Origin of the sequence: Streptomyces sp. S3(2020), from assembly GCF_013044505.1 — a bacterium.
GTDB lineage: Bacteria > Actinomycetota > Actinomycetes > Streptomycetales > Streptomycetaceae > Streptomyces.
The window spans coordinates 1-12366 of sequence record NZ_JABERD010000256.1; the positions used below are offsets into that span (position 1 = coordinate 1).

Consider the following 12366-nt stretch of genomic DNA (forward strand, 5'->3'; position numbering starts at 1 on the left):
GGGCGGGGCGGGGGCGGGGGCCGCGGGGGTGAGGGGCACCTCGCTGGCGAGTACGGCGATGTTGTCGGCGACCGCGTGGAAGCGGCTCGATCCGAGGGCCTGGAGGGCGGTGCTGTGGGCTCGGGTCCTGGCGAGGGTGAGCTGCCGGTCCAGGAGGGCGCCCGCTTTGGCCGCGCCCACGGTGAGGTTGCCGCGGTCCGGGGCGGCCGTGGTGTGGGGCGCCGGGCCGGGGCCGCCGGGTGCCGCTCGCTTCGGGTCGGGAGCCGTGCCGCCGGATGCCGGCCGCTTCGGGTCCGCAGCCGCGCCCGCGGCACGACTGCCCGCGGCCGTGCCGGTCGCGTCGCGTGCGCCGCCCGCGCCCGTGCCCTGCCCCGGCAGCACCGTCGCCCCCGACAGCCGGTGCAGGGCCAGCAGCAGCCGCTCCAGCCGCGCCTCGCACGCGTGCTCCGACGCCAGGGTGCCCGACACCCACGCCAGTTCCGGCCGCATCCGTTCCGACCAGTCCGCCTCCAGGAGCGGCCGGAACGTGTGGAGGCTGCCGCTGATGCGGCGGGCCGAGCGGCGCAGGGCCCGGGCCGCGTCGACGGGGGGCTCCGAGCCGTGCCCTGCGGCCGCACCGGACTCCCGGTGCAGCCGCAGGGCGCGGAGGAACTCCGTGGCCTGGGCCCGGAGGTAGCCCGCGAGGGCGTCCCCCGTCACGGGCCCGACGTGAGCGGACACGGGTTCCGTCGGTTCAAGGTGTTGCTGTGCCACGCCGGCGCCTCCGGGCGTCTATGAGCATCTCCTGGACGTTGCGCAGCGGCTGGCCTTCCGCGTCGGTCGCGTGCCGCTCCCACTCGCCGTCCGGGCCCAGGTGCCAGGAGGACGTGGTGTCGGACATGCCCGTCTCCAGGAGACGGTTGAGCGCCGCGCGATGGGCCGGGTCGGTCACCCTGACCAGCGCCTCGATACGGCGGTCGAGGTTGCGGTGCATCATGTCGGCGCTGCCGATCCACACCTCGGGCTCACCGCCGTTGCCGAAGCCGAAGACCCGGGAGTGCTCCAGGAAGCGGCCGAGGATCGAGCGGACCCGGATGTTCTCCGACAGGCCCGCGACACCGGGGCGGATCGCGCAGATGCCGCGCACCCACACGTCGACCGGCACACCGGCCTGGGACGCGCGGTAGAGCGAGTCGATGAGCGCCTCGTCGACCATCGAGTTGACCTTGATGCGGATGAACGCCGGACGCCCGGCACGGTGGTGCTGGACCTCCTTGTTGACCCGCGAGATCAGACCGTCGCGCAGGGACTTGGGGGCCACCAGGAGGCGGCGGTACGTCTCCCGGCGCGAGTAGCCCGACAGACGGTTGAAGAGGTCCGAGAGGTCCGCGCCGACCTGCGGGTCCGCCGTCAGCAGGCCCAGGTCCTCGTAGAGCCGGGCCGTCTTGGGGTGGTAGTTGCCGGTGCCCACGTGGCTGTAGCGCCGTAGCGTCTCGCCCTCCTGGCGGACCACCAGGGACAGCTTGCAGTGGGTCTTCAGGCCCACCAGGCCGTAGACGACATGGCAGCCCGCCTCCTCCAGCTTGCGCGCCCACTTGATGTTGGCGTGCTCGTCGAAGCGGGCCTTGATCTCGACCAGGACGAGGACCTGCTTGCCGGCCTCGGCGGCGTCGATGAGGGCGTCGACTATGGGCGAGTCGCCCGAGGTGCGGTACAGGGTCTGCTTGATGGCGAGGACGTCCGGGTCGTCTGCCGCCTGCTGGAGGAAGGCCTGCACGGACGTCGAGAAGCTGTCGTACGGGTGGTGCAGGAGGACGTCCCTCGCGCGCAGGGCGGCGAAGATGTCCGGCGCGGACGCCGACTCGACCTCGGCCAGGTCACGGTGGACGCCGGCGATGAACTTCTTGTACTTGAGCTCGGGCCGGTCCAGGGAGGCGATGCGGAAGAGACCGGTGAGGTCCAGGGGACCCGGCAGCGGGTACACCTCGGCCTCGGAGATCTTCAGCTCGCGCACCAGCAGGTCCAGGACCTCCCGGTCGATGGACTCCTCCACCTCCAGGCGCACCGGCGGCCCGAAGCGGCGCCGCATGAGCTCCTTCTCCAGGGCCTGGAGGAGGTTCTCGGCGTCGTCCTCCTCGACCTCCAGGTCCTCGTTCCTGGTCAGGCGGAAGGCGTGGTGCTCCAGGACCTCCATGCCCGGGAACAGCTCCTCCAGGTGCGCGGCGATGACGTCCTCGATGGGGACGTAGCGGCCGGGGGAGCTCTCCAGGAAGCGGGACAGCAGCGGCGGGACCTTGACGCGGGCGAAGTGGCGGTGGCCGGTGACGGGATTCCGTACGACGACCGCCAGGTTCAGCGAGAGACCCGAGATGTACGGGAAGGGGTGCGCCGGGTCGACCGCCAGGGGCGTGAGGACCGGGAAGATCTGGTGCCGGAACAGGGTGAAGAGGCGGGCCTGCTCCTTCTCCTGGAGCTCGTTCCAGCGGACCAGGTGGACGCCCTCCTCCGCGAGCGCGGGGGCGACGTCCTCGTGGTAGCAGGCGGCGTGCCGGGCCATCAGCTCACGGGAGCGGGCCCAGATCATCTCCAGCACCTCGCGGGGCTGGAGACCGGAGGCGGAACGCGTGGCGACGCCGGTGGCGATACGGCGCTTCAGACCGGCCACCCGGACCATGAAGAACTCGTCCAGGTTGCTCGCGAAGATCGCGAGGAAGTTCGCCCGTTCGAGGAGGGGGGTGTTCGGATCCTCGGCGAGTTCCAGGACGCGCTCGTTGAAGGCGAGCCAGCTGCGCTCCCGGTCGAGGAAACGACCCTGCGGGAGGTCGGGTCCGTCGAAGGGCGACTCCTCGTACGCGTCGAGGTCGGCGTCGATGTCGGGTTCCAGGTCCGAGACCGCCGCGGCTACCGTGTGCGGGCGGTGCGCGGCTATGGAGCCCACGGAGGGCTGCGCGTGCTGGACCTGTGCTGCCTGGGTGTTGGGCTGGCTCATGGGCCCATTCTTCCGCGCCATGGGCGAGACAGGCGCGTCGGAGAGCGCGGGCGGGAGCGCGGCGACTCCGTTCCGCGCGGGTCCCTCGGGGGGCGGCGAAGGCTCGGGCACGGCGGGCTTCATTCGCCGAGCGTCGCAAGCCCGTCTGAACCGTTGGTTACGGAGACATGGCGTATGGGACACCGGGGGGCGGATCCCGGGCATCTACACGGCCGGATCCCTGTCCGGACCGGGCGTCCACGGGCCCGGATCCCTGTCCGCGTCGGGTGTCCACAGCCCCGGACACATGTCCGGACCGCACGTCCCCCACCCCCGTGGGAGGACGTACGGTCCGGAGGTCCTAGGCCGTGCGGCGGCGCAGCAGCAGGAAGGCGGCGGCCGTCGCGGCGGCGGCGACGGTGAGGAGGAGGCCGGTCTCCACGTACTGGAGGGGCCAGAAGTGGGACCGGGGGTGGTACCTCAGGACGGTCTCGTTCGCCGACCAGTCGACCTGGTGGTACGAGCGGGGCGGCTCGAAGGCGCCGACATGGGTGAGCGTGGGCCACAGGTCCTCGCGGAAGAGGTCCACCGCGTTGTAGAGGACCAGACAGACCGCGAAGGCCACCCCCGCGCCGGCCAGGGTCCGCCCGGTCAGCAGTCCGGCGAGGGTGCCGAGGGCGAGGCCCGCGAGGGTGTGGGCGACGGCGGCCGGGCCGGTGGCGATGAACACGTCGGGGAAGTACCAGTCGCCGACGAGGTTCGGGTCGCCGTCCTCGCGCGCCCAGATGTTCAGTACGACGATCGCGCCGGTGCCGGCGGCGAGCAGGACCGCCGGGACGGTCAGCTTGGCGGCCAGCCAGCGGGTCGGCGTCACGCCCTGGGTCCAGGCCAGCAGGGCGGTGCGGTTCTCCAGCTCGCGGCCGATGACGGCGCCGGACCAGACGGCCGCGGGGAACATGACGAGGGCCAGGGCGCCGGCGACCAGGGCGATCCCCTCGCCGTACGTCGCGTCGGCGGTGATCGCCTCGACGGCCGAGCACAGCGGCAGACCGCTCTGCTGCGGTACGGCACAGGCGCTGACGCCCTCGCGCGCCTCGTCGGCGAGGGAGTGCAGCCAGGCCAGGTAGGCCGCCGCGGCCGCCAGGGCCGTGAGCCAGAGGACCAGTGCGGCGCGGTGCGGGCGCAGCACACCGCGGACGGCGGGCACCGCCGTCGGGACGGAGAGGGTGCTCATGCCGCCGCCCTCGTTCCCCGGTGCAGCAGCCAGAACGCCGTGCCGACCGCCGCGGCGGCGACCGCGAGGGTGAGGCCGGTCTCGACGATCTGGAGGGGCCAGAAGTGGGAGGCGGGGTGGTAGTCGGTGAAGTAGCCGGTCACGTCGTGGTCGGTGAGGCACTTGGCGCTGTCGCCGCAGAGCGGGTCGGGGATGCGCTCGCCCGTGGAGGTGAGGGCGCCCTGGTCGCCCCACAGGGCGTTGTCGGGGGTCGTGTACTCGTCCAGCGGGCCGGAGGCCGTCTCGTAGGGCCACAGCCGGGGGGTCAGCTTGTCGGTGGCGAACTGCGTCAGCCCCGTGACCGCGAGGGCCGCGGCCAGGGCCGGCAGCGCGCGGCGCAGCAGGAGGCCCGCGAGGGCGCCCACGGCGAGGGCGAGGAGCGGCCGGGCGATGCCGACGGTGCCGTTCGCGGTGAAGGGGCCGTCCTCGTACCACCCCCAGCTCAGCGGGAACTCGTTCGCCGCGAAGACCATGCGGTGCAGCAGCACCAGCACGGTCGTGCCGGCGGTGAGCAGGGCGGTGGGGACGGCGAGCTTGGCGGCCAGCCAGCGGGTCGGGGTCACGCCCTGGGTCCACGCCAACTGCGCGGTGCCGTTCTCCAGTTCGCGGCCGATGAGGGCGGCGCCCGCCCAGGCGGCGACGAGGCAGGGGGTCCAGTAGATCGTCCACTCGGCGAGCTTGACCGCCCGGTAGTAGCCGTTGAGCGTGGTGTCCCAGTGGCAGGTGGCGTCCTGGGCGGGGCAGCTCGCGCGCCACGCGGCCGCGGCGGCGTCCGTCCCGGGGCCGTACGCCCACAGGAAGGTCAGTGCCGCGGCGACGACCAGCACCCCCCAGATGATCAGGGCGGTGCGGTGCAGACGCAGCACCGCGCGGCCGGTGGCCGGGGGACGCGGTGGCGCCATGGCGACGGTTGCGGTCATGCGGGGGACTCCTGGCGGGGCGTGCGAGCGGGGCGGGTGCGGTGTCGGAGCAGGAGGAACGCGGCGAGGGTGGCCAGGGCGGCGACGGCGAGCACGATGCCGGTCTCCACGAGGTGCAGCGGCCAGAAGTGCGACGACGGGTGGTAGGTGCCGTATCCCGTCGCCCAGTCGCCGTTGCGCGCGGTGCCGGTGACGGTGGGCCAGTACTCGTCGCGGTACTTCTCCACGTACCGGTTGAGCACGATCATCAGGGCCACCGCGAGGGCCGTCGCGGGCAGCGAGCGGCGCACGACGAGCGCGGTGAGCGCGCCGACCGCGAGGGCGCACAGGGCGTACGCCACGACGAGCGGGCCGCGGGCGGCGAACACGTCGGCGAAGCCCCAGTCGTCGCCCATCAGGCCGCGGTGGGCCGACCAGGCCCAGCGGAAGACGGGTACGAAGAGCGCGCCGCCGGCGATCAGGACCAGCGCCGGCACCACGAGCTTGGCGGCCAGCCAGCGCAGCGGCGTGACGTCCTGCGTCCACGCCAACCGTGCGGTCCCGGACTCCAGTTCACGGCCGATCAGCGCGCCGGCCGACCAGGCGGCGACGGCCCAGAAGCCGTAGTACATGAGGGTGCTGATCCAGCCCATCGGCCCGTTGTAGTCGCGCGAGGCCCACAGGCCGCAGTAGCCCGAGGGGGTGTCCCGGCAGGCGTCCAGGGTCGCCTGTACGTCGGCGGCGGTGACCTCGGTCAGCCACACCAGGTAGGCCATCGAGCCCATTACGAACACGGCCCACACGATCAGTGCCGCGCGGTGCAGCAGCAGCACGCTCCGGATCATGACACGGCCCTGGTGCGCAGGGTGGTCACGCGGAACGCGGCCAGGGCGAGCAGGGCGGCGACGGCGAGCACGATCGCGGAGGCGGTCAGCTGCAGGGGCCAGTAGTGGGAGAGCGGGTGGTAGTCGTGGTACCAGTTGACGGCGCCGAGACGGTCGTAGAGCCGCTCGCACTCCGGGCTGATCGCGCTGCCGCACATCGGGTCGGCGAGGCGCTTCCCGTCGGCGGTGAGCAGGCCTGTCGCCACGTCGACGCCGTTGCCCACGGGCTGGTCGCCCCGCAGGCTCGACACGTCGGTCACCGGGGTCCACAGATACGGCAGGGACTGGTGGACGCCGGCCCACAGCGCGCCCACGGCGAGGACGGCGGCGCCCAGCGCGGCCAGCGAGCGGCGCAGGAGCACGCCCGCGAAGGCGCCGGCGAACAGGCCGGCCAGGGCGAGGGCGACGGTGACCGGGCCGCCGGCGTAGAAGGTGGGCGGGTCGTACCAGGACTTGGCGTTGCCGATCCGGCTCTCGGACGCCCACCACATCCCGTGGTGCAGCAGCACCAGGAGGCCGGTGCCCGCGGTGACCAGGGTGGCCGGGAGGGCGAGCTTCGAGAGCAGCCAGCGGGTCGGGGTCACGCCCTGGGTCCACGCCAACTGTGCGGTGCTGTTCTCCAGTTCGCGGCCGGTGAGGGCGGCGCCCGCCCAGGCGGCGACGAGGAAGGGGACGGCCAGGACCGCGAGGGTCGCGTAGTCGTAGATGTCCTTGTAGCGCAGGATCGCGGCCTGGTCGTACAGGCAGGGGCCTGTCGACGCGCAGGCCTCGTACTGCTGCCAGGCGTCGGCCGAGGCGTCGGCCAGGGGGCCCCACAGACACAGCAGCGCGCCGCCGAGTCCGAGGAGGACGACGGTCCAGACGAAGAGGGCCGACCGGTGCAGCCGTATCAGCCACCGGCTCAGGTGGGGCGCGGTGAGGGCGCTCACGCGGAGACCTCCTCGGTGTCGGCGTGGGCCGTCCTTCCGCCCGCCTCTTTCGCTCCCGCCTCTTTCCCGGCTGCCTCGGGGTTGCGCAGGTAGGAGAGGACCAGCTCCTCCAGGGAGGGCGTGCTGGTGCGCCAGTCGGCGGGGAGCGGGGCGGCCGGGCGGATCAGGGCGGACAGCTGGCGGCCCGTGGTGCGGGACTCGACGACGGTGTGCGGGTCGAGGACGGTGTCCGCGGATGCCGACACGCGCGTGTGCGTCTCCAGCAGCTCGTCGATCTCCCCGGCGAGGCGGACCCGGCCGCCGCCGATCAGCAGCAGGTGGTCGCAGGAGTCCTCCAGCTCGGCGACGACATGCGAGGACATGACGATCGTGGTGCCGTGCTGGGCCGCCTGGGACATCAGCACGCCCATCAGCTCGTGCCGGGCCAGCGGGTCGAGGTCGGCCATCGGCTCGTCCAGGAGGAGCAGTTCGGGCTTCTTGCCGAGCGCGAGGGCGAGCGCGACCCGGGTGCGCTGGCCGCCGGACAGGGCGCGGATACGGGCCTTGGGGTCGAGTTCGCCGCCGGCCACGATCCGCTCGGCGGCGCGCGCGTCCCAGTGGCCGGGGTTGAGGTCGGCGCCCATGCGGAGCGTCTCGGCGACGCTGAGCTGGGGATAGAGCGGCTTGTCCTGGGCGACGAAGCCCACGCGTGCGCGTGCCTGGCCCGCGGGTCCGCCGAGCACGGAGAGGCTGCCCTCGCTCGGGGCCATGAGGCCGGCCGCGAGGGCGAGCAGGGTGGACTTGCCCGCGCCGTTGGGGCCGACGACGGCGCAGACGCGGCCGGTGGGGAGCGTGAAGGTGCAGTCGCGCAGGGCCCATCCGGCGGACCGCCGCAGCCGGCCGAAGCGTTTGCCCAGCGCGGCTGCCTCAAGGGCGGAGTCGGTCATGAGGGGTCCCCCTGGCTGTGCCGGTCCTGGCCGTTCCGGTCCTGGCTGTGCTCGGCCAGGCCCTGTGTGTTCAGGAAATGCTTGTCGAGTACGGCGGTGAAGAGCGCGGCCACGTCGTCCCGGTCGAGGCCGGCCGCCCGGGCCCTTTGTGTCCATCCGTCGAGCTCGGTGTGCAGGGGCGAGTCGGCGGGGGCGGCTCCGAGGCCGCGGCGCACGAAGGTGCCGAGGCCGCGCCGGGCCTCGACCAGGCCCTCGCGCTCCAGTTCGCGGTAGGCCTTCAGGACCGTGTTGGGGTTGATGGCGGTGGCCTCCACTACCTCGCGCGCCGTCGGGAGCTTGTCGCCCGGTTCCAGGTGGCCCAGCCGGAGGGCCTGCTTGGTCTGCTGGACGATCTGGACGTACGTGGCGACCCCGGAGTGCCGGTCGATGCGGTACTCGACCACCCGTGCACCACCCTTTCACTAATTGAGTAGTGAAAGGGTGGTGGAAGGCGGGTTAAAAAGTCAAGAGCGATTGCGTGAACCGATCGGCGGGGCTCGTGCGATGAGGGTGATGTGAGCGAGACGAGAAGCGACGGGGAGCTGCTGCGGGCCGCGGCGGACGGGGACCGGCGCGCCTTCGAGGAGCTGTACCGGCGGTTCGCGCCGTGGCTGACGGCCAGGCTGCGCGGCCGGTGCGCCGACGCCGGGGTCGTCGACGACGTCGTGCAGGAGACGTTCCTCGCGATCTGGCGGGGCAAGGCCCGCTATCGCGAGGACGGCGATGTGGCGGGGTGGCTGTGGCGCATCGGCTCGCGCCGGCTCGTCGACGCACTGCGCGGCGACGGGGCGCGGGGGAGGCTGCGGCAGGCACTGACCAGGCTGCGGCACCGGGACGAGGCGTCCGCGGAGGAGCGCGTGCTCGCGGGGGTCGAGCACGGAGATCTCGCGGGCGCCCTGGTCCGGCTCTCACCCGAGCTCCGGGCGGTCCTCCAGGCGACGGTCATCGACGGGCTGACCACCCGCGAGGCGGCCGTCGTCCTGGGGATCCCGCCGGGCACGGTCAAGACACGGGCGATGCGGGCCCGGAAGCAACTGCGGGAGGCGCTGGCATGACGGCATTCATCGGAGCACGGGAGGTGTCGGCATGACGTGGCATGTGGATGAGCAGGATCTACGGGCTTACGCCCAGGGTGAGTTGACGCCCCCGCTGCTCTGGTCCGCCGACACACACCTCGTTTCTTGTGCGCACTGCCGTGAGGTCCTCGCCTCCGTCAGTGACCCGGTCGCCCTGGACGCCGGCTGGGAGCGCCTCGACGCCGAACTCGACGCGCCCAGGCGGGGGTTGTTCGAGGGGCTGCTGGTGCGCCTCGGGGTCGCCGACCACACCGCGCGGCTGCTCGCGGCCACCCCGGTACTGCGCCGGTCGTGGCTGGCGGCGGTGGTGTTCGTGCTGGTGGCGACGGTGGGGGCGGTGTACTCGGCGGACTCGCCGACGCTGTTCCTCGCGCTCGCCCCACTGCTGCCGCTCGCGGGTGTCGCACTGGCCTACGGGCCCGCGCTGGACCCGACGTACGAGATGGCCGTCGTCAGCCCGGTGCACGGATTCCGGCTGCTGATGATCCGTACGGTCGCCGTACTCGTCACCGTCCTCGGACTCAACGGCCTGGCGACGCTCGCGCTCCCCGCCTACGGCCTGCGCGCCCTGGCCTGGCTGCTGCCCGCGCTCGCCCTCACCGCGACCGGCCTCGCGCTGACCCCCCGCCTCGGCCCGGTCCTCGCACCGTGCCTCGTCGGCGGGGTGTGGGTCGCGCTGCTGGTCGTCGCGGACGCGAGCGGTGACGGGCCGCTCGTGCCGTTCACAGCGGTCGGCCAGGGTGCCGCCGCCGCGGTCGCCGCGCTCGCGGTCGGACTGCTCTGTCTCGCACGTGACCGCTTCGACGTCTCCCACAGGAGTGCCGTATGACACCCACCGTCGCCGCCTCGGGGCTCAGCCTCCATTACGGCGGTACCCGCGCCCTGGACGACGTGTCGCTGCGGCTGACGCCGGGCGTCACCGGGCTGCTCGGTCCCAACGGGGCGGGAAAGACCACCCTGTTGCGGGTGCTGGCCACCGCCGTGCCCGCCGACCGGGGCGCCTTCACGGTCCTCGGACACGACCCGGGCACCACGCGCGGGCGCCAGGAGGTGCGGCGCCGGCTCGGCTATCTGCCCCAGACCCCCGGTTTCCACCCGGACTTCACGGCCTTCGAGTTCGTCGACTACGTGGCGATCCTGAAGGAGCTGACGGACCGCGCCGCCCGCCACCGTGAGGTGCGGCGGGTGCTGGACGAGGTCGACCTGGGCGAGGTGCGCGGCAAGCGCATCAAGAAGTTGTCCGGTGGCATGCGGCAGCGGGTCGCGCTGGCCGCGGCACTCGTCGGCGACCCGGGCTTCCTCGTCCTGGACGAGCCGACCGTCGGCCTCGACCCCGAACAGCGCATGCGGTTCAGGGAGTTGATCGCCCGGGCGGGCGAAGGGCGGACGGTCCTGCTGTCCACCCACCAGACGGAGGACGTGGCGATGCTCTGCCACCGGGTCGTCGTGATGGCGACCGGCGGGGTGCGCTTCGACGGCACCCCCGCCGAACTGACCGCGCGGGCCGCCGGCCGGGTGTGGAGCAGTACGGAACGCGACCCGGGGGCGAAGGCGGGGTGGCGCACGGGCACGGGCTCCTTCCGCAATGTCGGGGACCCACCCGCCGGTGCCGATCTCCTCGAACCCACCCTGGAGGACGGCTACCTGCTGACCCTCGACGGCGCGGGCGCGGAGGTGGCGGCATGAGCGCGGTGATGGAGGCGGCCCCGCCCGCCGAGCTGACCCGGCCACGGGACTCCTGGTCCGCGGTGTTCGCACTGGCCCGGTTCGAGGCGCGCCGACTGCTGATGAGCGTTCCGGTGATCGTGGGCTTCCTGGTGTACGCCGCCTGGATCGTGTGGAGCGCCCAGGACTACGCGGACGGCTATCCGGCCCTGCAGAACGTCGACCGTGCCACCCAGAGCGGGCCGCTGCTGGTCGGTCTGGCGGTGCTGGTGGCGGTGAACCAGGCGGTGCTGCGCTCCGGGCGACACGACACGGAACGCCACTTCGGGGTGCTGGTGATGGGGGCGGGACGGCGTACGACGGCGCATGTGCTGTCCACCGTGCCGGTCGTCCTGCTCACCGCGGTCTGCGTGACGGGCCAGTTCGGCTGGGAGGCCCTCAAGTCCGGTGCGCTCGGGCGCGGTTCGGTCGGCGAGCTGCTGGTGGGGCCGCTGACGGTGCTGCTGTTCGCGGCGGTCGGTGTGCTGATGGCCCGGCTGGTGGCCTCGGCCTTCGCGGCTCCGCTGCTGGTGGTGGTCTTCCTCTTCCTGTTCGTGCTCGGCACGGGGCTCGGCGGCGACAGCGGCTGGGTGCGCTGGCTGTACCCCGTGGTGGGCGAGTCGAGCAGCGACACCCTGCCCTCCGACCTGATCGGCCGCCCCGCCCTCTGGCACGCCGTCTATCTCGGCGGCCTCGGGCTGAGCCTGGCGCTGTTCGCGGTGCTGGTGGGAGGCGGTCGCGCACGCTCCGCCCGGGCCCTGTTCGTCGGTGCGCTGGCCCTGACGGTGCTGGGCGGGACCGCCCAGGCGCAGGGAGTTCCGGCGAAGACGACGGCGGCGCGGGAGCGGGTGACGCTCCACCCCGAGCAGGTGCAGACATGCGTGGAGCGGACCGGGTCGCGGTACTGCGCCTTCCCGGAGTGGCGGGGCCGCACGGCGGACTGGGCCGCGGTCGTGGACCAGGTGCAGTCCCTGGCGGGCGGCACGGCTCACGAGCAGCGACTTCTCGTACGCCAGCGGATAGACGCCACCTACGGCCTCGACGGTGACGCGGCGATCGCCCCGTCCAAGAACGCCCACCAGGTGACGGTCGGCACGGCCTGGGGCGGCAACCGGGTCCCGGAGTTCTCGACCGCCGTCGCCGGCGTACTGATAGCGGGCGACGAGAACGCGGCGGGTGAACTGTGCGACGGCCGCATGGTCACCCTCATGTGGATCGCCCTGGCCTGGGAGTCCGACCCGATCTCCCAGCTGAGGCACGTCCGCCTCGACGACAGCGTGACCGGCTCGGCGATCGTGCTGTCCCCGACGAACCCGCTGTCGATGACGGAGGGCCAGACGACGGTCGTCCGCAAGCTGCTGGAGCGGCCGCGGGCCGAGGTCGAGGCGAAGGTGAAGTCGCAGTGGTCGGAACTGACCGCACCGAAGGTGACGACGGCGAGGGCGGCGGAACTCCTGGGCGTGAACGCGAAGGTGAAGCCGGACTCGTGCGACTGAGGCGGCGGACGTGAGGGATCGGCGGAGGGAGTCGGTGGTGGGGATGAGCGGGGACGGGGCGCGTGGGGTGGTCAGGGGGCGTGGGCACGGCGGCGGCTGAGGGGGGCATGGTGCGCGCGCACGGGGGGTGCTGGGCGGGCGGGGGCGCGGATACCGGGGGGCGGGAGCAGGGGCTTCACGCGTGGAGGGGATC

Annotated in this window: 12 protein-coding genes; 4 read left to right on the forward strand and 8 right to left on the reverse strand. The window is 73.2% G+C overall.

The genetic code is table 11. The features are described 5' to 3' along the window. From HLK59_RS43240 to HLK59_RS43275, 8 genes are all read right to left on the reverse strand, one after another. Positions 1-753: CHAD domain-containing protein (locus HLK59_RS43240; RefSeq protein ID WP_171147151.1), on the reverse strand; the 753-nt coding region annotated here is incomplete at its 3' end. Beyond that, on the reverse strand, positions 734-3091 hold the full coding sequence (locus HLK59_RS43245) for an RNA degradosome polyphosphate kinase (RefSeq protein ID WP_171147152.1): 2358 nt from the start codon (positions 3089-3091) through the stop codon (positions 734-736). The genes HLK59_RS43240 and HLK59_RS43245, both read right to left, overlap by 20 nt. A 217-nt stretch (positions 3092-3308) precedes the next feature. Continuing rightward, complete coding sequence (locus tag HLK59_RS43250; RefSeq protein ID WP_171147153.1) at positions 3309-4181, reverse strand: hypothetical protein; 873 nt, start codon at positions 4179-4181, stop codon at positions 3309-3311. Then, a complete protein-coding gene (locus tag HLK59_RS43255) occupies positions 4178-5140 on the reverse strand; it encodes a hypothetical protein (RefSeq protein ID WP_171147154.1) in 963 nt (320 codons plus the stop codon). The genes HLK59_RS43250 and HLK59_RS43255 overlap by 4 nt, the downstream gene beginning before the upstream one ends. Further along, positions 5137-5964, reverse strand: coding sequence for a hypothetical protein (locus HLK59_RS43260; protein ID WP_206328290.1), 828 nt, complete (start codon positions 5962-5964; stop codon positions 5137-5139). The genes HLK59_RS43255 and HLK59_RS43260 overlap by 4 nt, the downstream gene beginning before the upstream one ends. Further along, positions 5961-6932 (reverse strand): ABC transporter permease, encoded by a 972-nt coding sequence (locus HLK59_RS43265; RefSeq protein WP_171147155.1) that lies wholly within the window; start codon positions 6930-6932, stop codon positions 5961-5963. Before HLK59_RS43265 ends, HLK59_RS43260 begins: the two co-directional genes overlap by 4 nt. Then, entirely contained in the window at positions 6929-7858 is a 930-nt protein-coding gene (locus HLK59_RS43270; RefSeq protein ID WP_171147156.1) for an ABC transporter ATP-binding protein, read from the reverse strand. The genes HLK59_RS43265 and HLK59_RS43270 overlap by 4 nt, the downstream gene beginning before the upstream one ends. After that, positions 7855-8301, reverse strand: a complete 447-nt coding sequence (locus HLK59_RS43275; protein ID WP_171147157.1) for a GntR family transcriptional regulator — start codon at positions 8299-8301, stop codon at positions 7855-7857. Before HLK59_RS43275 ends, HLK59_RS43270 begins: the two co-directional genes overlap by 4 nt. Positions 8302-8412: 111 nt before the next feature. Between HLK59_RS43275 and HLK59_RS43280 the strand changes: the two genes are divergently transcribed. From HLK59_RS43280 to HLK59_RS43295, 4 genes are read left to right on the forward strand one after another with little or no spacing between them, the layout of a single operon-like run. Beyond that, entirely contained in the window at positions 8413-8952 is a 540-nt protein-coding gene (locus tag HLK59_RS43280; RefSeq protein WP_171147158.1) for an RNA polymerase sigma factor, read from the forward strand. Positions 8953-8983: 31 nt separating this feature from the next. After that, positions 8984-9802 (forward strand): zf-HC2 domain-containing protein, encoded by an 819-nt coding sequence (locus HLK59_RS43285; RefSeq protein WP_171147159.1) that lies wholly within the window; start codon positions 8984-8986, stop codon positions 9800-9802. Continuing rightward, on the forward strand, positions 9799-10659 hold the full coding sequence (locus HLK59_RS43290; protein ID WP_171147160.1) for an ABC transporter ATP-binding protein: 861 nt from the start codon (positions 9799-9801) through the stop codon (positions 10657-10659). The genes HLK59_RS43285 and HLK59_RS43290 overlap by 4 nt, the downstream gene beginning before the upstream one ends. Then, positions 10656-12173: an ABC transporter permease gene (locus HLK59_RS43295; protein WP_171147161.1), complete on the forward strand. Its 1518-nt coding sequence runs from the start codon at positions 10656-10658 to the stop codon at positions 12171-12173. Before HLK59_RS43290 ends, HLK59_RS43295 begins: the two co-directional genes overlap by 4 nt. Positions 12174-12366: the final 193 nt, after the last annotated feature.